General features: G+C 50.9%; 17 protein-coding genes. 9 read left to right on the top strand and 8 right to left on the bottom strand.

Translation table 11 applies throughout. The annotated features are described in order from the left end of the window. Window positions 1–27: 27 nt before the first annotated feature. Entirely contained in the window at window positions 28–1,464 is a 1,437-nt protein-coding gene (locus HJG54_RS20095) for a uracil-xanthine permease family protein (protein ID WP_316430948.1), read from the top strand. Window positions 1,465–1,697: 233 nt separating this feature from the next. Continuing rightward, window positions 1,698–2,204, top strand: coding sequence for a TrmH family RNA methyltransferase (locus tag HJG54_RS20090; protein ID WP_316430946.1), 507 nt, complete (start codon window positions 1,698–1,700; stop codon window positions 2,202–2,204). Window positions 2,205–2,350: 146 nt separating this feature from the next. Here HJG54_RS20090 and HJG54_RS20085 read toward each other — a convergent pair whose 3' ends face one another. The 3 genes from HJG54_RS20085 to HJG54_RS20075 form a co-directional block, all read right to left on the bottom strand. Then, entirely contained in the window at window positions 2,351–5,695 is a 3,345-nt protein-coding gene (locus HJG54_RS20085) for a DUF4347 domain-containing protein (RefSeq protein WP_316430944.1), read from the bottom strand. 667 nt (window positions 5,696–6,362) lie between these two features. Then, window positions 6,363–7,766, bottom strand: a complete 1,404-nt coding sequence (gene mgtE, locus HJG54_RS20080; protein ID WP_316430942.1) for a magnesium transporter — start codon at window positions 7,764–7,766, stop codon at window positions 6,363–6,365. Between the two features lie 999 nt (window positions 7,767–8,765). Beyond that, the gene (locus HJG54_RS20075) at window positions 8,766–9,155 is read right to left on the bottom strand and encodes an AbrB family transcriptional regulator (protein ID WP_035997664.1); all 390 of its coding nucleotides are present in this window, start codon (window positions 9,153–9,155) and stop codon (window positions 8,766–8,768) included. 453 nt (window positions 9,156–9,608) lie between these two features. Here HJG54_RS20075 and HJG54_RS20070 point away from each other — a divergent pair, with 453 nt between their 5' ends. The 3 genes from HJG54_RS20070 to rpmA all read left to right on the top strand — a co-directional run bounded on the left by HJG54_RS20070 (window position 9,609) and on the right by rpmA (window position 11,009). Then, window positions 9,609–10,049, top strand: a complete 441-nt coding sequence (locus HJG54_RS20070) for an Rrf2 family transcriptional regulator (RefSeq protein WP_035997662.1) — start codon at window positions 9,609–9,611, stop codon at window positions 10,047–10,049. 185 nt (window positions 10,050–10,234) lie between these two features. Then, the gene (gene rplU, locus HJG54_RS20065; RefSeq protein ID WP_035997660.1) at window positions 10,235–10,642 is read left to right on the top strand and encodes a 50S ribosomal protein L21; all 408 of its coding nucleotides are present in this window, start codon (window positions 10,235–10,237) and stop codon (window positions 10,640–10,642) included. A 100-nt stretch (window positions 10,643–10,742) separates the two neighbouring features. After that, window positions 10,743–11,009, top strand: a complete 267-nt coding sequence (gene rpmA, locus HJG54_RS20060) for a 50S ribosomal protein L27 (RefSeq protein WP_316430938.1) — start codon at window positions 10,743–10,745, stop codon at window positions 11,007–11,009. 527 nt (window positions 11,010–11,536) lie between these two features. Here rpmA and HJG54_RS20055 read toward each other — a convergent pair. Continuing rightward, window positions 11,537–12,553 (bottom strand): adenylate/guanylate cyclase domain-containing protein, encoded by a 1,017-nt coding sequence (locus HJG54_RS20055; RefSeq protein WP_316430936.1) that lies wholly within the window; start codon window positions 12,551–12,553, stop codon window positions 11,537–11,539. A 265-nt stretch (window positions 12,554–12,818) separates the two neighbouring features. Further along, on the bottom strand, window positions 12,819–13,583 hold the full coding sequence (locus HJG54_RS20050; RefSeq protein WP_316430934.1) for a DUF3120 domain-containing protein: 765 nt from the start codon (window positions 13,581–13,583) through the stop codon (window positions 12,819–12,821). 485 nt (window positions 13,584–14,068) lie between these two features. On the opposite strand from HJG54_RS20050, the gene HJG54_RS20045 reads away from it, so the two are divergent. Continuing rightward, on the top strand, window positions 14,069–14,890 hold the full coding sequence (locus HJG54_RS20045) for an undecaprenyl-diphosphate phosphatase (RefSeq protein WP_316430933.1): 822 nt from the start codon (window positions 14,069–14,071) through the stop codon (window positions 14,888–14,890). A gap of 42 nt (window positions 14,891–14,932) precedes the next feature. Here HJG54_RS20045 and HJG54_RS20040 read toward each other — a convergent pair whose 3' ends face one another. Further along, window positions 14,933–16,198, bottom strand: a complete 1,266-nt coding sequence (locus HJG54_RS20040; protein ID WP_316430931.1) for a PrsW family intramembrane metalloprotease — start codon at window positions 16,196–16,198, stop codon at window positions 14,933–14,935. A 286-nt stretch (window positions 16,199–16,484) separates the two neighbouring features. Here HJG54_RS20040 and HJG54_RS20035 point away from each other — a divergent pair, with 286 nt between their 5' ends. Beyond that, entirely contained in the window at window positions 16,485–16,832 is a 348-nt protein-coding gene (locus tag HJG54_RS20035) for a hypothetical protein (protein ID WP_316430930.1), read from the top strand. Window positions 16,833–17,017: 185 nt separating this feature from the next. Here HJG54_RS20035 and HJG54_RS20030 read toward each other — a convergent pair whose 3' ends face one another. Then, the gene (locus HJG54_RS20030) at window positions 17,018–17,821 is read right to left on the bottom strand and encodes a DUF2993 domain-containing protein (protein WP_316430928.1); all 804 of its coding nucleotides are present in this window, start codon (window positions 17,819–17,821) and stop codon (window positions 17,018–17,020) included. A gap of 584 nt (window positions 17,822–18,405) precedes the next feature. On the opposite strand from HJG54_RS20030, the gene HJG54_RS20025 reads away from it, so the two are divergent. Continuing rightward, a complete protein-coding gene (locus HJG54_RS20025) occupies window positions 18,406–20,211 on the top strand; it encodes a DUF4912 domain-containing protein (RefSeq protein ID WP_316430926.1) in 1,806 nt (601 codons plus the stop codon). 174 nt (window positions 20,212–20,385) lie between these two features. After that, the gene (locus tag HJG54_RS20020) at window positions 20,386–21,738 is read left to right on the top strand and encodes an SGNH/GDSL hydrolase family protein (RefSeq protein WP_316430924.1); all 1,353 of its coding nucleotides are present in this window, start codon (window positions 20,386–20,388) and stop codon (window positions 21,736–21,738) included. Between the two features lie 59 nt (window positions 21,739–21,797). Here HJG54_RS20020 and pth read toward each other — a convergent pair whose 3' ends face one another. Next, window positions 21,798–22,436, bottom strand: coding sequence for an aminoacyl-tRNA hydrolase (gene pth / locus HJG54_RS20015; RefSeq protein WP_035997642.1), 639 nt, complete (start codon window positions 22,434–22,436; stop codon window positions 21,798–21,800). Between the last annotated feature and the right edge of the window lie 26 nt (window positions 22,437–22,462).

The raw sequence follows: 22,462 nt of genomic DNA, 5'->3' as shown, positions 1-22,462 counted from the left end.
TTGCTGAATACTACGATAGGAGGGCAAATGGCACAATCAGATCGAGAACTTGCGATGGACGCTGTCCAAGACAGTGATGTTCGGGAGGAACGGAGACCCCGATCAGAGCTGCTTTATGGATTAACGGACAAGCCGCCCGTAGCAGAGTCCTTTTTTGTAGCCTTGCAGCATGTGCTGGCTGCTTTTGTTGGCATTATTACTCCACCTTTGATCATCTGCAGTGGTCTGGGACTCGATGCGACTAATACTAGCTACATCATTAGTATGTCGCTGTTCGCCTCTGGCCTTTGCACCTTTATTCAGTGTCGAAAATTTGGTCCAGTTGGGTCTGGGTTGCTGAGTTTGCAAGGAACCAGCTTTGCCTTCCTCGGTCCAATTTTGGGCGTTGGAACTACTGCAATTCAGGGTGGTAGTACTCCCCAGCAGGCACTAGCGCTCATTTTCGGAGTCTGCTTCTTTGGCTCGTTTGTGGAAATTATTCTCAGTCGCTTCCTGCACTTGATGAGCCGGATCATTACGCCAGTCGTTTCCGGTACGGTCGTGATGATTATTGGACTGGGCCTGATCAAGACGGGTGTGATTAGTATGGCCGGCGGACCAGCGGCTCTGGCAAGAAACGATGGATCGTTCGGCAGTGTGCAAAATCTGGCGCTGAGTGGTCTGGTGTTGCTGCTCGTCGTATTTCTTACCCTGTCACGCAATCGTTTCCTGCGCATGGGTGCAATTGTGATCGGGTTAGCCGTTGGCTACGTTATTTCCTTGATCCTCGGTATTGTAGATTTCAGTGCTCTCAGCCAGCTGCCTCCTGTTACCTTGCCGATTCCGTTCCGCTTTGGGATGCGGTTCGAGATAGGCGCTTTTCTGCCTTTCATTCTGCTTTATGTGTTAACCGCGATTGAAACGGTGGGTGACTTGACGGCTACCTCTGCGGTTTCTGGTGAGCCGGTCCAAGGTCCGGTCTACATGCGGCGTATCAAGGGCGGTGTGTTGGGTGATGGCGTCAACTCCGCCATTGCAGCTGTGTTGAATACCTTTCCTAACACCACTTTTAGCCAGAATAATGGCGTGATTCAAATGACCGGGGTTGGCAGCCGCTATGTGGGCTTTTATGTAGCTGGAATCTTTGCCGTGTTGGGTCTGTTACCCATTGTCGGCGGTGTATTCCAAGCTCTACCTCAGCCTGTTCTGGGAGGAGCAACCACAGTGATGTTTGGATCGATTGCTGTTGCAGGTCTGAATATTGTGGCATCAGCCCATCTTGATCGACGGGCCATGATTATCGTAGCTGTATCGTTGGCAATGGGTCTGGGTGTACTGTACGCGCCAGAGATCTTCGCAGACAAGCCGCCCATGATCAAGAATCTGTTTGGCTCCAGCATTTCTACCGGAGGTCTAACGGCGATTCTGCTGAGCTGGCTCTTGCCCCATAATTCGGCTCGCACTGAGGAAGAAGTAGAAGCCTAGTTTGCCAAGTTTCCCTCTTGATCAGTAGTTCAGCAATTGATACGTCAGTCTCTACTAGGAGCAGCTGGAGCATCAAGTGAACTGTGATCAGGAGGGAAATTTTTGATTTTTTGCGGTTATCGAGCCTGCTCGGAAAAGCTAAAAAGAAGATACGATTTTTCTAAAAGATATCAGCTTTAGCCAGGACTATAGTTGCAAAGCTCTGTGTCTAGTGTCCCTGCACATTGTAGAAATTGTTTCAACGACCCAACAGCCGAGAGTCCTATCGTGCCTTGCCGCGTTATCCCCTGATTGTTTGCGCTACACTCGTGCAGAATCCGGCGAATCTAGGTGGTCTATGCCGCACGGTTGAAGCCTTTCGGTTACAGTCGCTGGTGTTGGCAGACTTGGCGACGATTCGCTCTCCGGTGTTCAAGAATTTGGCTGCCTCTTCCCATCATTGGCAGCCCCTCCAGGCTTGTCCCCCAGCAGATTTACCGCAATGGCTGGGGCAGCAGCAAGCCAACTACCCAATTGTGGCCTTAACGGCGGAACCGACCGCCATTCCCCTGCCGAAGTTCGTCTTTCCGCAGCAGGCGGTTTTATTGTTGGGGCAAGAACTGACTGGCATTCCTGCTGCTCTGCTCGACCAGTGTGATTACGCAGTCACGATTCCCCAGTTTGGTCTAGTCGAGTCCCTTAACGTTCAAACTGCGGCAGCGATTGCAATTTATGAATACGTGAGGCAACGGATTGGCTGAATCGACAGGGCTGAATCAACGGGGCTGAATCAACGGGGCTGAATTGATGAGAAAGTGCGAGCGTCTCAGTTCTACTGTAGACAAGAGGCCCGCACTTCAGAATATTCGTCCTGATGTGACTAGCAGTTCACCCTCAGGAAACCACCTCAAGAAACCACAAAATTATCGGCGGTTAAGCTCGAGGCATTCACATTAGACAGCAGCGCTAAATTGGTAAATCCACCGGGCCTGTTGCCATTGGCGTCGATGCGGACCAGGGTATCGGCCCCCGCCTGTACCAAGCGAATATACCGCTCAAACCGACGTGATTCGCTGTAGTTGTCTCTAGCAAAGATGCGGCTGACCACAATCAAGTCTTGCTGCTCAAAATCAGCGATGGTATCAGAACCATGACGCGGATTGCGATACACAAACCGATCGATACCGCCGCCGCCAATTAGCAGATCATCGCCACCGCCGCCCACCAGCGTGTCGCGTCCCAACCCACCAGAGAGCGTATCGCTTTGACTCCCACCCCGGAGGCGATCATTGCCGCGTCCACCAATCAGCAGATCCTGTCCAGAGCGCCCCGATAGCCGATCGTTCTGCAAACCACCATTGAGCACATCATCGCCCTTACCGCCATCGAGACGGTCGTTGCCCTGGTTTCCTTCGATGAAATCGCGTCCGTTCCCGCCTTTGATGCGATCGCGACCTCGCCCACCCAAAATGGTGTCACTATTGCCGTTGCCGTTGATGATATCGTCGCCGCGCCGGCCAAAAATTGTATCGTTTCCCAGACGCCCATTGATCCGGTCGCGCCCCAAACCGCCATTCAGTAAATCAATGCCTCTACCACCATCGAGGCGGTCGTTGCCTTGCTGTCCCCGCAGAATATCGTTGTCGTTGCCACCGAAAAGCTGATCGCGACCGCGTCCACCATCCAGCCGATCGTTACAGCCCCTACCCCGCAGGACATCGTTGCCGTCTAGCCCCCGTAGTCGATCAGACCCCGGACCCCCTACTAATGTATCGTTTCCATTGGTACCCCTCAGGTTGCGGCCTGGCCTACAGTTGGCCGTATCTGGAACACCGCCGCCTGTAGAATTAGACAGCGTTACTGTGCGGGGGTTGGAAAGCGCTCCCCGATCGTCGATTGCCGCGTAGGTAAAGCTGGTGTTCGTGAAGCCAGCCCCCGGACGAAAGAAGATCTGATTGATCTGGTCGGGTGTGATTCGCTGCCCTGCCGTTACGGGGGTGCCGCCGCTGGCCGGATCACCCAGAAACAGCGTCCCCTGATTGGCTGGCGGAATTACCGAAATCACATAGCCACTAATTGAACCATCGGGGTCACTGCCGCCTAGCCCAGTGAGATTGGTAGGACCCGTCGGCGTCAGCGGTGTACTCGTGTCGTTTGGTAACGTGGGTGGCTGGTTGCTGATCCGGTTCAAGGTGACGGTGGCTGGCGTGGCTCCAACTGTACCAGCATTGTCGGTCGCGGTGTAGGTAAAGCTGCCACCCGTAAAGTTTGGCGTGGGTTGGAAGAACAGTTGCCCCAACTGAGTTGGGGTCAGAATTTGCCCCAGCGTTACTGGGACACCGCCCGCTGCTGGATTTCCCAAAAATAGCGTGCCCTGATCCGCTGCTGGCAGGGTGACAATCGTAAACGACGCAATCGTGCCGTCTGGATCAGTTGCTGGCAAGGTGGGAATATTGACTGGAGTACCGGGCGTCACATCCACTGTGGCATTGGCCAAACTAGGCGGCTGGTTGGTACTGAGGCTGAGGGTAACGGTACCAGGCGTTTGGGTGGCATCTCCGTCAGTGTCGGTGGCGCGGTAGGTGAAGCTGCCGCCCGTGAAGCCAGGTTGAGCCTGGAAAAACAGCAGCGGCAATTGCTCAGGCGTCAGGACTTGCCCCGCCGTAACGGGAGTGCCGCCGGTAAGAGGATTGCCCAAAAACAACGTGCCTTGAGCTGAATCGGGAATGGAGACGATGGTGAAGGAGGCGATGGTTGTTTCGGCATCAGTGCCGGATAGTCCAGTCACATTAACCGTACTGTTGGGGCTAACGGAAATGGCTGCATCTGTAACGATTGGCGGCGTCGAGAAACTGGAGATTACCAGATTGCGTACTTCGTGAATATTGGTGGCATCTCCGGTGGAGCTAGCAAAACCAAACTTAAAGGTCGAGGGAATGCTGCCCCCATTAGCGGCAATGATATCTAGGTTATTAGTCTCAATCGGCGTTTCACCCGGGTCGAGAAAGTCGCCATCGTAATTCAGGTCTACTTTAACGGAGAGCACACCCGTCGGCGTAATATCAACTCTGGCGCGGCGAGCGGCGGCCTCCCGTGTCGTAGCTGCAACATTATCAATGCCAGGCGAAAGGCTACCGGAACCGGCAATAAAGGCATAACCAGTCTGGCCACTGCCCCTGCCGCGAATCGAAATCGAATCGGGCACTTCTCCAGGACCGCCTTCCCGCTGCTGCGGACCTCCGGCAAAATCGCTGGGGTTCGAGAAGTTACCAAATTCGTCTAGCCCAATGCCCAGGTAGCCACCCGCAATCCCATCGATGCCATCGACCTGTTTTTGGGCATAGCCTAACGAGCCGCCAAAAGCACCGGCCACTGTAGGCGATTGGGCACCGTCAATCAAGAAAAAGCTGATGCCGTCTCCTCCGGCTCTAGCGCCATTTGTGCCTTGACCGCTGTAGGCAAAGAAGTCAAAGGTGATAGTCAGCCCCGCATTTGAGGGAATGGCGTTGTTATAGATGACAAAGGCTGCCTGATCCGTGCTGTTGTTGGTCAACCGGAGTGCTCCGCCACCTTCCGCATCTAAAGCAGTCGTGCCACCCGGTAAACCGCCCGGAGCCGGAGTCGGATTAGAACCTGCCGTCAAGAATGGATTGGCAGAAGTGGCGGTGCCGGTACCAAATAGCCAGGGTGTAGCCGCAACGGTGCCGTTACGAAAGGTTTCATTCACTAACACCGCTAACGCATGGGGATAGGTGGCCAACACCTGAGGCTGAAATGGTAAATCATGTTTCACTGAACCAGTTGCAACGTCCAGAATCCAGTTACCGCCTGGCCTGGTATTACCAATGCGATGGGTTGAGGCTGCGATCTCAGCGCCAGTCAGCTTGCGGATCTGCTGGATCAGGGCTTGTCCCGGTTGATGCGCTGCCACTTCACATCCATAGAGCAAGATGGTAGCCTGCTGTTTCAGTGCCTGCGCCCAACTGCGAATCCTGCTGGCATAGTGGCTTAAGGTCGTCAGATTAAGTTGGGTTGTGCCTAATTTAAGCGTACCAGGCTGACCATGAGCAACAATGTGAATGCTTTCTAGGTCATGGCGTTGGGTTAGGATTCGGGTTATTTGGGCAACTCCATCCTCAGCGGAGTTGAGCACATGAACCTCGTACCCAGGATGCACACCACTGATCAGATGTTGATGATCCTGAACTGCCGAATCAATCAAGATAAGAGAAAAACCCTGATGAAAAGTCATAGTCGTTGCTACCAATAGAATTTCTAGAGGATTGCCACCAGAACATTTGAAGGAGCCAGATAGACTCCCACGCTGTGCCGATCTAGAAAGCATTGAGCTGTTCTTCGTTTCTTGAATTGGGCATACCCAACAGCCCTAAGAACCCGTTTGCAAAGATCGAACTATTTTCTACCGCCTCTCTGAATGCCTCAACTTATAGCTTTAGTAGGCATGCCAAAGAGGGGGACTTCCAATCCAGTTCTCCTAGAATGGGGAACCAGGGGGGCAGTTCGGGTCACAATCAACACGCTTCAAACAGCTTCTAAAACCGGACATCAGCCTGAACGTTTCCTCAGAGCAGGCGCAAAGTCAGAACCAAATCTCAAAATCAAATCGGAACTCCACTATGGATGAATCACCAAAGTGATCGATTAAGAATTTCTTCACGCACAAATTAATAAGATTCTAGGCGATTTCTGCGACTTAGCGCAAAAACAAGGAATTTAAACCGAGAAATAATTGAGAAATGAATTGAGAATCTTGCGGCAAGGTGATAATGAACACATTCCGTTGAAACAATTATCAGTAATAGTCAGCAATTTAACCAGATTGAGGAGCTGCAAGTGCAGGCATTTTGCTGCCAGCAAGACATTTTTAGGAGCTTAGTTCCGGCACAATTTCTTTAGGGTTAACCTAGGTTCAGAATAAATTGAGCAACATTCAAATAGATCAATACGCCAAGTACATCAACGATGGTCGTGATGAAGGGAGCAGACATGAGGGCCGGATCAAGGCGGAAATTTTGGAAAATCAGCGGTAACGTTGAGCCAGCGACGGAAGCGAGAATTGAAATTGATACAAGGCTAATACCCACCGAAATTGCAACGGCTAGATTACCCTGCAGAAAATAGGCCCAAACCAAGACCACGATTCCCAGCATTAGACCCAGCAGTACGCCCGCAGTTGCCTCGCGTCGAATCACCTGAAATGCCTTCGTTTGACTGATTTCTTCGGTATTCAATCCCCGGATCACAACCGTAGACGACTGGGCACCCACATTGCCGCCGGTACCAATCAGCAGGGGAATAAAGGCTGCCAACGCCACAACCTGCTGGAGAACATCTTCCTGACTGCGAATCACCGCCGATGTCGCTGTATTGGTAATCAATAGCACCAACAACCAGGTAACTCGTCGCCGCGCCACGGTGAGCAAATTAGTTTGAAAGTAGCTGTCTACCCCAGATTGGACACCACCCAGCGTGTAGATATCCTTAGTGGTTTCTTGCTCTAGAATGTCGAGCACATCATCGACGGTGACAATGCCGACTAATCGCTGTTCGGTGTCAACTACGGGCAAGGCCAGAAAATCATAGCGCTGAATCAGCCGTGCCACTTCTTCTTGTGGTGTATCTGTCTGCACATGCACCACCTCTCGTACCATAATCTCGCCAATAGTTTGTTCGGGCTGAGCTACTACCAAACCCCGCAAGGAGAGAATGCCAGTCAACCGGCGGGCGGCGTCAGTCACATATAGGTAGTAAATCGTCTCGCTGTTGTTAGCCAGTTGCCGAATCCGCTCCAGTGCCTGACTCACCGTCCAATCCTCCTTGAGAGAGATATATTCAGGCGTCATAATCCGGCCTGCGGTGCCTGCTTCGTATCCCAACAGCAAGGCAGTAGCCTGTCGTTCTTCCAGACTCAATTGTTCCAGTAGGCGGGCAACGATTTTAGCCGGAAGTTCATCAAACAGCCGCACCCGATCATCCGGCGACATTTGATCGACAATATCCAGTACATCTTGTCGCTTGAACTCTTGAATCAGGGATTGCTGAACCGGCTTATCAAGATGCTCATACACGGCAATGGCTTCAGCCTTGGGCAATAGCCGAAACGCGATCACCTGCGAGGTTTCGGGCAATCCTTCAATCGCGTCAGCAATATCGGCTGGCTGTACCGGCACCAGCAATGCTTTGGCTCCTTCTAGGTTGTTTTGTTCCAACAGAAGCTTGAGCTGTGATTGTACCAGCTCTCGTAGCTCTTGACGGGAAATGGTCTGAGCTGAATAGGTGATGTTTGTTTCTTCAAATGCCAATGCAGTGAACCCGACGAACTGAGCGGTTGTCTTCTAAAAATCTTAAAAGATGAATTGGATTAAGCGTTAATTTATGGCGTTCTAGAGGAGTTGTGAAATTGATTGAGGGGTGAGGGGCTTCGACGCGAGCGCACTGCCCTCATGGGGCCAGAGAAATCAGCCGAGCGGTGAGGGGCTTCGACGCGAGCGCACTGCCCCCATGGGGCCAGAGAAATCAGCCGAGCGGTGAGGAGAATTACGGCTTTTAGTTGCTCACTCTATGTTCACAACTAGGATTGCTATAGTTCTGTCAAGACTGGGAGCAGGCTCACTCGGTTGCAGACCACTAGGAGCAAACTCCATTCAGCGGCACTGCTCACTGATTTCAGTTATTTTCAGTTATTTAAGTAGGTGGGCGCAATGATTGAGAAGACGCATTTCGACTCCGCTCAATGCGCAACTTTTTGGGAAGCAGAGGGTTGAGCGGAGTCGAGACCCGGCATTGTGGAGCAAAGATTAATTTAGCCTACCTACTTAGATTACATGTAAAATTTACAGGCAAGTCGTTGATAAAATCTCAAACCTTGCTTTCCGAGGTCGGATTAGTAGGCTGGATTGGTAGGTAAAAACTGTATTCTGAATCATAATTGAATGATAATTCAGATAAATCTTAGATAAGAAGTTGTTCAATTCAGTCCAGCAATAAAATAAATTTCACAGCTTGTCTAGAATTGCTGCTTCAAACTTCCCATTCTGCTTGATTATTTGGCGGGCCGTTTAAGGGTGTTTGATAAGTATTCAAGTTTTGATTGTAAAATGCAGTGAGTGTAACGAATCCAGCTAATGATTGCAGTTGAACCTATGGCTTGAGCTGGCTGACTTGAATTCAACTGCAAGCACTTAAAGCAAAGAGAATGCCTGAAAAACTGATTACGAAACGACTCCAGGCATCCTCTGTGAAAAACTTCTGTGATAGGCGGTAAGTGAAATTTTCAACCAGTTGGTTTCGAGTTACCTACATCAATCCTCATCCAATTCCGAATCGATTTGCTTTAAGCGAATGTGCTTCCGTCCCAGGGAGATCTCAAACTCATCTCCGGGTTTCAAATCCATCTGCTTGGTGTAGGCGGCCCCAATCAGCAAGTTACCATTTGCTTGCACCGTAATGCGATAACTGGCGCTGCGTCCTCCTCGACCATTGCTGCTTGGCTTCCCATCTAGCTCAATTTCTTTCGCCTCTAAAAGCGCATTGTAAAACTTCATCATATTCACACGTTCTACTCCATTTTTTGTAATGGTGTAGTAGCCGCATTCTTTTGCCTTTTCTTCTTTACTGAGGTGTTCTAGCTGCTTCACTTTAGCCAATAGAGCTTCTCCGGTTAGAGGCTCGTTTTTTTTCTTTTTAGTCATTAGCCTGAGTCGAACTATTTACAAAAAATTGCTGCGGTAGATTCGTCTGCTGATAACCGAATGGTTCTCGTTAACCAATCTGATTAGCTGAATTGAAGTCAGCTTTGAAACTATCCTACCTTGAGGAGGAAACTTTTTCATCTAGTTTATAGTAAGGAAAATCACTGGTAGTTTTTCTGATTTTCGATTCGTTTAGGTGACGCAATAGCAATTCGTGATTAGTTGACGATCATTTTCTATTAATAGTCATATCGAATTCGTTAAATCCCTTAAAAATCTAATTACAACCATTTAGGTCGGAAGATCCTGTGAAACCACAAGAGTTGCGATGAACCTAAGCAGTTGATAGATGTAAGGACCCAAATACCTATGCCAAAATCAATTTGATAGCGCAGTTTGGTAGTGCGCTGGTCTCAGCATCGAGTCTGACAATTGGCCCCAAAATGACGATTCATGAAGTTAACGACAAAAGGACATTACAGTGTCAAAGCATTGCTCGATTTGGCGCTTCAGCCCAACTCTCAGCCCACATCGGTCAGAGCGATTGCACTCCGGCAAGACCTGCCTGCGCCCTATCTGGAAAAACTGCTGATTGAACTGCGACGGGCTGGACTTGTGGAATCGATTCGGGGTGCTCAAGGGGGATACCGTTTGGCGCGCTCACCGGCGCAGATTTCTTTGGGGCAAATCCTCGAAGCGGTCGGAGAAACTATTGAACCCCTAGCCCGCCATACCCCAGCCGACCAAGCTGAAGATTGGGTCACCCTCACTCTCTGGCGACAGCTTCATGAAAAATTGCGCGAAGCGCTCTACAGCATCACCTTAGCCGAGCTGTATTACGATGCCCGCAGTTGGCAGGCGGCTCAAGGAGAATCAACGAGTTTCATTATTTGATCGGGTCTCTTGGGTTCGTTTCCTGCCTTGAACGGAGTTGACGCCTTGCGGCTTCGTTCGTTACGATGATTTACTGGCCATTTATATTGCTCGGATCAGGTTTTGAAATTGGCAAAATGCTAAGGGAATTTTGCAGTTAAAGCATTTGACTCTTAAGCTACCTGTACGGCACCCTTGAGGAAATCATGACTTACGCAATTATTGAAACCGGCGGAAAGCAGTTGCGCGTGGAGCCGGGCCGCTTTTATGACGTTGAGCGGTTGGCAGCGGACGAAGATGACTCGCTTGTGATTGATCGGGTTTTATTTGTAGACAACGATGGCGATATTTCTGTGGGTCAGCCGCTAGTCGATGGAGCTACCGTCGAAGCAACTGTACTGCGGCATCTTCGCGGTCGCAAAATTATTGTCTACAAGATGCGTCCAAAGAAGAAAACCCGTAAAAAGCAAGGACACCGTCAAGAGCTGACCCGCCTCATGATCAACTCCATTAGTCTAAACGGAGCCGTGGTGGCAGGCGAAGCTGCATCGGCAGCACCAGCTACAGCTGAGACTGCATCTGCACCTGCGGAAGTGGAAGAGGCTGAAAGCTAGTTTCCCGACTGTCAAGCCCGACTGTCAAGCATAGGCAGCCCAACCGGGCGTGGCAATGTAGATTAGTAAAATTAGTAAAGGCAGATCAGTAGAGGTTGATATGGCTCACAAGAAAGGAACAGGCAGTACTCGCAACGGTAGAGATTCAAATGCCCAGCGATTGGGCGTCAAGCGGTATGGTGGTGAAGTAGTCAAGGCTGGCAATATCTTGATACGGCAACGGGGAACCAAGTTTCATCCTGGTGTGAACGTTGGTCGTGGCAGTGATGATACGCTATTTGCTCTAGTGGATGGTGTAGTTACTTTCGAGCGCAAAGGCAAAGATCGCAAGAAAGTGAGTGTCTACCCAGCCGCTGCTTCAGCTTAAGCTGAGACTTTTGGCAACGGCTGACAATTTCCAGTCTGTCCAGAATTTTGTGTCAACCGATTGTCTGGCTACGTCATTGTCCAGCGGCGCGTTAACGGTGGCCAAGTTGGGAAGTCTGCAGCAGGCTAGACAAGGAGTTTAGTCCTACCCTGCGGGAACGCAAGCGTATGAGTGGGTTTGCTGGATTAGCCCATGCTTCAGCAACGAATAGACCAACGAATAGACAATGCCACAAACGGACACAGAAAAGTTCGCAGACTCAAAATTCAGAAGAAGGGGAGAAGAGTTTACTCATCTCTCCTTTTTTATTTTTTTAAGTAGGTCAACCTGATTAAACGGTAGATGCAGTGCGGACATCTTGCCTGCGCCAGGGAGACGCTGACACTACGGATCTTCAAATTAATGATGTTGATCGACTTAAGTTGATCAACTTAATCTGTGTTGATTTCGCCGGTTTTCAACCTTATTAGCTTGATTTTGCAATCGTGATTAGCAGCAGCAGCCAGTTGTCTGTCCATCAGCTCAGCTCACTTGCCGCCCAACAATTTCTCTACTGGGCTAGTGTTGATCGAATTAAGAAAGGCATCCAGTTCGTCAAATGAACCTGCATAGGTGACCGTTTGACCATCAAATCCTTTCAGTTCTACTTCATGCTGCTGAAACAGGGATGGAGGCAGTCCAGCCTCCTTGAGATACTGATAAGTGGTTTCGCCGAACGCCACATCAACTCCAATTTGTTTAGTGGCTGATTCGAGCCGAAAGGCTGCATTGACGGTATCACCGAGAGCCGTGTAGTCAGGACGGTCACCGGTACCCGTGTTGCCCACCATTGCATAGCCGGTATTCAGCCCTGCGCCAACCTTAAGGGGAAATGGCAGAGGATAGCGCTCGTGTAGTTGACTTGTCATTTTTTGTAGAGCGCTGAGGGCATGGGCAATTCGGATCATTTCCTCTGGCGTCACCCGCTGGGCACCGTGGATCCAGACGGCCATGACCGCGTCACCAATGTACTTATCTACCCAACTGCCATACTCCCGAATGATATCGCCGGCACAGCGAAACCACGTGCCAATCACCTCTGAGAGCGTATTTTCATCAATTTGTCGAGTCATCCCCGTGAAATTGCGGATATCTACGACCAGCACTGAGATCAAGCGACGAACATGCAGGGTTGCCGTTGCCGTAAATTCCTGCGAGTCAATGCCACCCATCGAAGCATCTGAAAGGGGATCAATCTCAGGTGCATAGAATTCCAGTTCGGTTTGACCAAAAGTAAGGCGGTCACCATTTTGCAGGGTTACAGGCACGCTAACTCGTCGTCCGTTGACAAACGAACCGTTGCGGCTGCCCATATCGATTAAGTAGAATTCACCGGTTTCTACTCGTTGCAGCATCGCATGGTTACGAGAAATCCAGCGATCGGGTAGGACAAAGTTGTTGTCGTCTCCGCGGCCAAAGGTCCAACAGTTGCTGCCTATCAGAGACAGATAACGACTACCTGACTCAGTTCGCAAAATTAGGTGGGGAACAGGTTGTGTAGTCACCACAGGCTAAAACCACTTGCGTTGCCCTAATAATGCATCCCGACTCGTGAAGACGCCAGTGAGCACTCGCCCCTCACTCAAAGGTTATCCACCTAAAAGATTATAAGAAGCCTCAGCCTTGAATGAACTCCGGGTTAATCATTAAGTTTCGCAGTCTTAAACTCAGCTTTAAATCGCTGACCTTTCATCCGTCCGTACAAACACGCGACACCCACCGCCAACCGAGTGCCTAAATGGGTGGGAATACTCCCAATCATAGCCTTAGTCAAACCACTGCCGCACCTAACCAGAATAATCCATCGACTAGCAGCGTACTGAGTACGGCACCACCAAAAGCCCACCAATGGAGCTGAGGTGAACGCAGCGGTACCAAACCAACAACCAGCAGCACGCCAATCAATCCGACAGCACAGCCAATTCCCCAAGGAGTCTGAACCTGACTGACTGCATTTCGCAACACAGTTGACGCTAAACTTGGCTCGACCTGCATCAACTGCCGCCAGTAGGGGATTAAATTCACCAAATAAAAGTAAACATCGGTCATGATGGTGCCAAACAGAGAACCCAAGTAGAACCAATGCCCGATTCGATTGCGTCCTTGCAGCAACCCCACCACGGCAAACGGTAACCCCATTGCCTCAATCGGCAAATGAATCAGCGGTTCCCAACGAAACCAACCCCAGTAAACTGCACCCGCCAGCCAAGTCCAACTGAACCCCAGCAGCAGATCTCCCCACAGAGCCAGGGTAGGCTGCTGCCTCAACCGCACGCTCAACCACAGCCAGCCAGCCGTACTAATAAAACTGATCCAGGGGAATAACCTCACTAGCGGAGCTTGCACAAAAACCGGCACCGATACTAGAAAGGCAGCAGCAGCGAAAATTAGCCAAATTTGTTGCCCTTCAGCTTTGCCCAATGAGGCAATCAGCGGACCTGTTAACGGCTCTTCTAACGGCGTATCAACTAACGGATCTAATCGGGAATCTAAGGAGGTTGAATAAAGCGGCTTGGGAGGAGAATAGGAAGACAAGGGATTTATTAACAACAGTTCACCTTTTTTAACATACCACAGTTATATCCCCCAGGGGGGGATTCTTTCAATATTAACGTTAGAAAGAATTTAATCGTTCACTGAATTCCTAACGGGCAGGAATAAAAATTTCTTGAAGAATCGGTTCCAGGGATTGGGCAAATCCGGAGCCAACCTCTAAGCTGATAGAGCAACGCTTTCGGAAATCCCCAGTCTGGTTTAGTGATGATGAAACCAGCTAGATACAGCCTTTTTCAGGCTAGTGAAGTACGAAAAACGGGGTGCAGGGGCAGTGCCCCTGCGTGGGGGCTTCATCCCCACACCCCATACCTCACATGAGTGAAAAACGCTGTAAACCCCTGTGTGGGAGCGAAGTTCCCCACACCTCATACCTTACATGAGTGAAAAACGCTGTAAATCGATGTAGTTGATTCAGAAAACTCCGGTAAGATGGCTCCGATGCAAACGGTATTTCAGGTGAGACTGTGGATCTAATTCAAAATCTATTTCAAGCGATTGTATTGGGGCTAGTCCAAGGTGTCACCGAGTTTTTGCCCATTAGCAGCACCGCCCATCTGTTGGTGTTTACCAAAGCCTTGGGTTGGTCCACGGTCGGGCAGAAATACTTTGTGGATGCGATTCAGTTCGGCAGCGTGATTGCGGTTGTGCTCTATTTTTGGTCCGACCTGCAGCAAATGCTGCTGGGGGCATGGGATGCCTTTCGTCATCAGGACTGGAAACGGGAAGAGTGGAAACTGCTGGTCGGTATTATGATTGGCACGATTCCAGCCCTGCTCGGTGGCTTTGTGCTCAAGGATATGTTGCCGGAAAGCATTGGAGTGATTGCGGTGATGTCGATCATCATGGCGATTCTGCTCGGATTGGCCGAAAATATTGGCAGCCGTAAACGGGGATTTGACAGTCTGCAAATTAAAGACGGAATTCTGGTAGGGCTGGGACAAATGGTGGCGCTATTTCCAGGTGCCTCTCGCTCTGGTTCAACCCTAACTGCCGCCTTGTTCTTAGGTTTAGAGCGGCAGACCGCTGCCCGGTTCTCATTTTTGCTGGGTATTCCCACCCTGACGATTGCTACCCTATATCAATCTGGCAAAGCGTTTGGCAATACCGATAGCATTCTCGTCCTGCTAGCTGGGATTGTCTCAACCTTTGTATTTTCCTACCTTTCGATTGCCTGGCTGCTGCGCTATTTGCAGCGCCGCAACACCTGGATTTTTGTCTGGTACCGATTGGGGTTTGGTACGCTGCTGTTGATCAGCTTGGCCATGGGGCTGTGGCGAGGGGCGTAGCTATGGGTGGATGGGTGAATAAATAGATAGGGGATGGAGTTGCTATTCCGGTGATTTGCGAGAGTTTCGCTCTGCTTGCTGCATTTCGCTAACGAGCTGTTGGCAACGGCGTAGATAGGTCACAAACAGCAAAATTGTAAATCCGATGATCAGGAGGCCGGGAATGCCGCCAGCAAAGGTGTTGTAGAGGCCGTGCAACGTGGCGGCAATGGCAATACCAATGAAGCAAAGCGCGCTGCGGCGAGAAGGGTTAATCACGGCTAGGCCAATAAAATAGCCGACAATCCCGGCCAGAATCGCATGAAACAACGGCAGCGACACAAACCGAATTGTGTTGGCAGCCACATAGGCTCCCAGACCTAGTTGGCCTCTCGATAGACCCACCGCATAACGAAATGAATAGGCCGCTCCTTCGGCAATCGCGAACCCTAGTCCAGACATTGCACCATAGAAGGCGGCCGAAAGCGGGTCTTGCAGTTTCTGAGATCGGTACAGCAGCAAATACACGGGCAGTGCCTTGCAGAGTTCTTCGAGCAGCCCCACGCCCAGCACGAACCCAAGCAGGCGAAACACTAGCCCCTGGTTAATTGCCCCGTACAGGGCACGAAACGGCGGCACTTGCTGAAAAAACAACAGCAGCGGAATGCCAATCACCGTTGTGAATAGCACACACTTCAATGTGCGCCCCCAGGAAAACTGCACAGGCTTGATCAGGTTGTAGAGTACAACGCCCCAGATTGCCGCATAGTAAATGCCAATCAACCAAGCCATTTGTTCTATGCTGGCCTGTTCGGCAATCAAATTAATAATCAGCGGAAACAGCCCCAGGAAAAGCAACAGACGCACTGTATTGCTGCGGTAGAGGTCTACACTCAAAACATCTCGATAGGGAAAGATGGAATCTAACTGAAAGGTGCGCAGCGATGACCAGAATTCCTGGCTTTCGGTCCGCAGTTTGACAATGGCTAGCGTACTTTTAGCAGCAGGATTGGCAACGATCAGTTGGGATTTACTGCTGGCAGGTACAAACTCGTAGGCCCAGGCCGGAACTCCTTCGCTGGTTTGTTGGCTATAGAGCTTGACTAAACTAATGTTGCTGGTGCCCAGACGGTCGATAGATTGCTGAATGAACTGGGAAAAAGCCTTTTGCTCTAGCGGACGGTCCGAAGACAGTAAGATTTTCAAGCATTCGTCCCGCAGCAGTACTTTGGCCGTGACGCCTCGCGGCTGCAGATTCCGGTTAAGCAAGCGAGCAATTGCGCCTGGATCACCCTGTTGAGCCAGTTTCAATAGATCACTCTGCACCATGCACCATGCACCATGTCCACTCGTGCCATTTGACTCAAACCTATTTGATTCAAGGCTGCTTGATTCAAGGCTGTTTGACTCAAGACTGCTTGATTCAAATAGTACTTAGAATAACTGCCTCCTCCCTCTACAGGTACCTTCGGCAGAATTGAAAATAAGACTTAAGGATCACGTAGATAACAGAAACTCTTGTTAGCATTGCTCAAAATATTTTTTACTTGCTGCAATTCAATTCCTTCCGGTTGCTGTGTTCTACCGACTTAGCCGCTCGTGATCGGAGTTAGATATGAAGTACTCATTTGAAATTGTAGGCGTATCCCCAGTTTTATCGTTTTTTAGCCATCAGCAGGAAATTCAAGCCCATCCCCATCCTGGAGCCGAATACTTGGGCACCTACCAATGTACGCTGGATGCCTTCATCGAATCGGTTGAAGCGCTACCAATGCGGCGCGGTTGGCATCTAGACCAAGTCGTTGATACCGTGATTAACTTCTGGCTCAACAACGCTGAACAAATCGGTCACTGGAAACAGCGCCTCAGGGATGCTGGCACCCAAAATCTACTGGTGGCTAGGGTAGCAGACCTAGATGCACTCCGGGCAGAGTTTGAGTCGCTTTTGAAAAATAACTTTTAAGCAGTCAGGAGTCAGATAAGCAGCAGGAGTCAGAAGCTAGAAGGAGCTTGACGAGTGTAGGTGATCGGCCTGGTGTTTCGTCGTGTCCTAATTTGAAAGCAGAATTCAGGGAAGCATCAGGACTTTCCCCACCTCAGATCCTGGTTGCTATCTCCTGACTTCTATCTTCTATCTTCTATCTCTCCTCATCCAGGCACAACATTAATTTGCCCCCGACAGGTGATGCCTGTGGTCTCGATTTGGAGCTGTTGTAGGTTGACCTCTGGGCCGAGGTCGATTTCCAGATCCCGTTCTTGAAGTAGGGTGGGGGATGTCTGAATTCCGGCAGTTGGATCAATCGCAGCATACTGCAGCTCTAACTCGGTTAACTGGAGACAGGAGGGTTGAACTAGCTGAAGCATGGTGTTGAGGCTAATTTGCCATCGCTGCTCAGAGATTGTGCTGACTTCGGTCATCAGGCATAGGCGATTGGACTGGAGCCAAAGCTGGGGCTGCTGTAACTGGATTGGAGCCGTTTGCAGAAGGGCCAAGTCGGGAAACTCGGTGCTGGGGGCTTGCTGCAAAATCCGTTGCAGAATTTCGGCTAATGCTTGCTTCAGAAGGGGGGCAGCCAGGGATGCCTCTAGATCTGCTTGGGTTAGGTTAACTTCTCCCTGCACTGGAACGACCTGAAGCAACCGCAATGGCTTTCCCTGCAAGACTTGACCCAGATTAATTCGAATTTGGGTGGCGCTTAGATGGAGTCGATCTAGGTGCAGTCCTTGATAAACGACCTGCTCAGCTCGGACGACCACATGTGGGATGATGCCTTGCAAAATCTGCCGATCGCGCCCTTCGATCTGAAAGTCCAGGACGGCAACTGCCTCAACCTGCGAGCGTAGCCAAAGTCGAATCGCGGACGATAGAACTTTCCCAATCATCTGACTGCCGCTAGCCAGATGTAGGTAGGTATCCGATTCGCTTTTTAACAATTGATTTTTCCCAGTCATCAAGCAGCTATTCAACCCTCAAACTACTGGGTAATCTTACTCAGCTTCCGTCTAAATGTCTATCTGACTTTGACTGGCTCAGCTAATGTCATAATTTCCTGACATTTATCGTGATCCCTGACTCAGTTAATGTCAGGAAATTATGACATTTCGATCCCCGTTTTACTGATAATTGCGTAACTTCAGGCAGAATAGGCAGAGTAGCCCCTTGATTCCCAGGCTGATTTTCTGCACTATGGGGTCACAACCGATCCCCACGATCCCTGATCGTTCTCACACGCTCAATGCAAACGCTCAATGCAATTAGTCTGGTTCGCGATCCTGAGTAATCCTTTGGCAGGTGCAGAAGGGTTGCTGGAGTGGAAAGTCGGGTTTGCCATGGTCGTTTAACTTAACTGAGGCGAATGCAGTTGATTAGTGTGCAACAGTTCAATCAAGTTTCAGGCCAAGTTTCAGGCCAAGTTCCGGGCTACGTAACCACAGGAGTGATTGATACCGAAAGTTTTCAGGTGCTCTTAGCAAAACTGATCCGATTAAGCACTGGCATTGACCAATTTTTTTAGACTCTATCGGAGGCTAACCGTATGTCAGCAGAACGTCCGCCTTTAGAAGAAATGACACTCCGACAACTCCGCCGAGTTGCGAGTGAGCTAAACATCTCGCGCTACAGCCGGATGCGGAAAGACCAGCTTTTAAACGCAATCGTAGAAGCGCAACAGCTTCGGTTTTCACCAAGTCCGTCCCGTACCTTGGAGGCACAAGCAGAAGTGGAAGCAGCAAAATTTGATGTTGGACAAACTGATCGCCAGGGAGGTCCCCTTGTAGTAGTTGATGAGGGCTTGCCGGATTTACCTGCCGGCTATGGCGATAGTCGAATTGTACTCATGCCCCGTGATCCCCAGTGGGCCTATGCTTATTGGGATATTCCCAACGAGCACAAAGAAGAATTGCGCCGTCAGGGTGGGATTCGATTGGCTTTACGGTTCTACGATGTGACCGACATCAATACCGATATCCAGCGCCCCCACAGCTTGCAGCAGTATGAATGTGATGAGTTGGCCCGCGAGTGGTATTTGCCTGTACCCGTGAGCGATCGGGACTATATGGTTGAAATTGGCTACATCGCTGCTGACGGTCGCTGGCTGCTGCTGGCTCGCTCGGCGGCGGTGCGGATTCCGCCCGTTTATCCGTCTGATTGGATTGACGATCAGTTTGTCACCATCGATTGGGATGAAGAACTCCAGGGCAAGACTTTCCTGAAGCTGGCTCACCCTTCAGGCAAGTACGAAGTGGACATGCCCAGCTACAATCAAGTGTTTGAACTGGCTCAAGCGGCTGAAACTGATCGGGTTGCTGGTTCGGTGTTTGGTTCAATGCATCAAGTACCCGAAGAGGCGGTTAGCTCGTATGTGTTTCCGTCGGGTGTCGGCAAGTGGGCCGAAAAAACCGAATCAGGCGTGGGCATGATGTCCGGTGTCGGCATGGTGTCGGGCGTGGGCATGATGTCCGGTGTGGGGATGGCAGCTCGGACTGAGTCGGGCGTCGGCATAATGTCGGGTGTCGGCATGATGTCCGGGGTGGGCATGTACACCAGCTCAGGTATGGGGATGATGTCGGGTGTGGGCATGGCGGCTTTGACTGAGTCTGGGATCGGCATGATGTCGGGTGTCGGCATGATGTCGGGGGTTGGCATGTATAGCATGTCGGGCGTGGGCATGGCGGCTTTGACTGAGTCTGGGATCGGCATGATGTCGGGCGTCGGCATGTACACTACTTCAGGCATTGGTATGTACACCAGCTCAGGTATGGGGATGATGTCGGGCGTGGGCATGGCGGCTTTGACTGAATCTGGTATAGGCATGATGTCCGGTGTCGGCATGTACACCACTTCAGGGGCCGGCATGATGTCGGGGGTTGGCATGTACAGCATGTCGGGCGTCGGCATGGCAGCTCGGACTGAGTCTGGGATCGGCATGATGTCGGGGGTTGGCATGTACACTACCTCAGGGGTTGGTATGTATACCATGTCCGGTGCTGGCATGTATAGCATGTCGGGCGTGGGCATGTCGGGTGCGGGCTTCTCGGCTTCGATGCCGCCCATTCGTCCGCGGCAGTTCTGGTTGATTGCCGATGCGGAACTGATTGTCTACGGTGCCACCGAACCTGATGCTACGGTAACGATTGCAGGACGCCCAGTTAAACTGAATCCAGACGGCACGTTCCGCTTCCAAATGTCGTTCCAGGATGGGTTGATTGATTTCCCAATTATGGCGGTAGCGGCAGATGGTGAACAGATCCGTTCCATCCACATGAAGTTCGTCCGGGAAACGCCAGAGCGAAACACCAACACCAAGGAAGAAGCTGTTCCAGAATGGCTCCCCCAAGCCTAAGACAATCGATTTGAGTCTGACTGATTTCAGTTGATTTCAAGCCATTTCAAGCGTGATTGCTCCTCCCTCGCCGGTTCGGCGGGGGATTTTTATGGCTGCTTCCGCAACAAAATCTTCAGAGCCAAGTCATGGTTTACAATGGCAAGCCGTCTGACAACCGAGGTAAACCGGCATATGACTACTGATAACAAGGCTTCCAACACTCCTCAGCTGCAATACGATCTGTTTGTGTTTGGGGACAGCCTATCGGACATCGGCAACTCGTCTAAAGCAACCTTGGGTTTGCTTCCTCCTAGCCCGCCTTACTTTGATGGACGTTTTTCAAATGGGCCAGTTGCGGTTGAAACATTGGCGGCCCAACTTGGTCTGCCCTCATCGCTCGCTACTAACTTTGCGATTGGTGGTGCCCGCACCGGACGCGAAAACGGCAATAACAATCTGGTTCCCGGTTTGAGATTAGACGGCTTGCTCGATCAGATCGATCGCTTCAAGAGTCAGGCCAGCAGTTTAGGAGCGGGAGCAGAAGATCTGTATTTCATCTGGGCCGGTGCTAATGATTTGAATCAAATTGGGACGAGCGATCCGGTCGCTACGATCAATACCGCCGTCAGCAACATTGCAACTGCTGTGACTAGCCTGGTGCAATCGGGTGCGAAAAACATCGTGGTGGTACAAACCCCCAACCTGGGCCGAGTTCCTGCCAGCCTCCAATCGGGACGGTTGCAGGATCTAACGAACTTGAGTAACGGGTTTAATGCTGCCCTGGAATCATCGCTAACGGCCTTAGAGAACTCGTTAGCAGGTTCCAACATCATCCTGTCTAATCTGTTTCCCTTATCCGAGCAAGCCGCTCAAAATCCGGCAGCCTTTGGCTTTACCAACATCACTGATCCTTATTTGAATGGCTTGCGACCTGGAGATCCAGCCGCCGATCCGAATCAATTTTTCTTTTGGGATCAGTTTCATCCCACCACCCGTGCCCACAGTTTTTTTGCGGATGTGTTTCGCAACAGCGTTATTTCTGGCATCACGGACAACATTACTCGCAGCGGTACAGCAGGCCCCGATAAACTGGTTGGCTTCAGCGGCGATGATGTCCTCAGGGGGTTGGGGGGTGCCGATCAGCTCGAAGGCAGTCCCGGCAATGACACTCTAGTTGGTGGTGCTCAGGCGGATACTTTAACTGGCGGCGGTAACCGCGATGCTCTGACTGGCGGCGGTGGGCCAGATGTGCTGCAAGGTGGCCCCGGCAGAGACCAATTTATCTATAGCAACCCCAACCACGGTCGCGACACGATTACCGACTTTCAGCTTGGCAGAGACCTGATTGATCTGAGCAGTATTTTCAAGCGAGCCGACTACAGCCGCCCCAATCCGTTTGAGTCCTATGTGCGGCTAGTTCAAGCAAATAGGGGTACCGTTGTCCGCATCGATAGCAACGGCGATGCCAGCGGCGGCTTCAAACCTTTAGCGTTGCTGTTAAACATTGAGGCCAATAACCTGACTGCATCCAGTTTTCTGGTCTGAGCCTGAAGGGTACACCTGGGCGTCAGCTTCAATATTCATAATCAGCAGCAATCAGCCGCTCAACTGGCTTCGGACGCATTGGTCAGCTCAATGGTGCGGTTGTTGTAGAGGCTCATCGCCTTGGGAATGCCTTGCTTCATGCTCATTTCCACCGCATCGACCACCAGCTTCAGCACCTCAGCTAAAGCCTGCCGTTCCGCTACAGAAAAGCGACCCAACACGTGAGACACTACCTCTCCATTGCCGCTTTTTTGCTTCGGACTACCGATGCCAATCCGCAGTCTAGGAAAGTTTTGGCTATTCAGGTGGGCAATGGTTGATTTCATGCCGTTATGCCCACCTGCCGATCCAGATTGGCGCAGGCGCAGCTTGCCGACCGGTAGATCCATGTCGTCATAGATCACCAACACCGATTCGGGCGGCAGTTTATACCAATCGATTACCGCTCGGATCGATTGGCCTGACAGGTTCATGTAGGTCGTTGGTTTCAGCAGGCGCACTTTCTGCCCTTTGACCGCTGTGCCTTCACCAAAGTAGCCTTGAAATTTGCGGTTTTCCGTCAGAGGAATTTGCCAAGCTTGTGAAAGGGCATCAATCGCTTCAAAGCCAATATTGTGGCGCGTCTGGTCATACTTGGCACCCGGATTACCCAAACCGACAACGAGCTGGGGCGAAATGAGAGCAGAGGCGTCTGTCATGATCGCAAATGGATGGTGATCAAAAA

The organism is Leptolyngbya sp. NK1-12, assembly GCF_032598965.1.
Lineage (GTDB): Bacteria > Cyanobacteriota > Cyanobacteriia > Elainellales > Elainellaceae > Elainella.
Note: the sequence above shows the minus strand (reverse complement) of the source record. Positions and strands in the feature narration are given on the sequence as shown.

Coding starts and splice junctions, on each gene's coding strand:
- HJG54_RS20040 (WP_316430931.1), bottom strand. CDS start 16,198: ATGGTGCAGAGTGATCTATTGAAACTGGCTCAACAGGGTGATCCAGGC.
- HJG54_RS20075 (WP_035997664.1), bottom strand. CDS start 9,155: ATGACTAAAAAGAAAAAAAACGAGCCTCTAACCGGAGAAGCTCTATTG.
- HJG54_RS20085 (WP_316430944.1), bottom strand. CDS start 5,695: ATGACTTTTCATCAGGGTTTTTCTCTTATCTTGATTGATTCGGCAGTT.
- HJG54_RS20070 (WP_035997662.1), top strand. CDS start 9,609: ATGAAGTTAACGACAAAAGGACATTACAGTGTCAAAGCATTGCTCGAT.
- HJG54_RS20020 (WP_316430924.1), top strand. CDS start 20,386: ATGACTACTGATAACAAGGCTTCCAACACTCCTCAGCTGCAATACGAT.
- pth (WP_035997642.1), bottom strand. CDS start 22,436: ATGACAGACGCCTCTGCTCTCATTTCGCCCCAGCTCGTTGTCGGTTTG.
- HJG54_RS20030 (WP_316430928.1), bottom strand. CDS start 17,821: ATGACTGGGAAAAATCAATTGTTAAAAAGCGAATCGGATACCTACCTA.
- HJG54_RS20095 (WP_316430948.1), top strand. CDS start 28: ATGGCACAATCAGATCGAGAACTTGCGATGGACGCTGTCCAAGACAGT.
- HJG54_RS20025 (WP_316430926.1), top strand. CDS start 18,406: ATGTCAGCAGAACGTCCGCCTTTAGAAGAAATGACACTCCGACAACTC.
- rpmA (WP_316430938.1), top strand. CDS start 10,743: ATGGCTCACAAGAAAGGAACAGGCAGTACTCGCAACGGTAGAGATTCA.
- HJG54_RS20035 (WP_316430930.1), top strand. CDS start 16,485: ATGAAGTACTCATTTGAAATTGTAGGCGTATCCCCAGTTTTATCGTTT.
- rplU (WP_035997660.1), top strand. CDS start 10,235: ATGACTTACGCAATTATTGAAACCGGCGGAAAGCAGTTGCGCGTGGAG.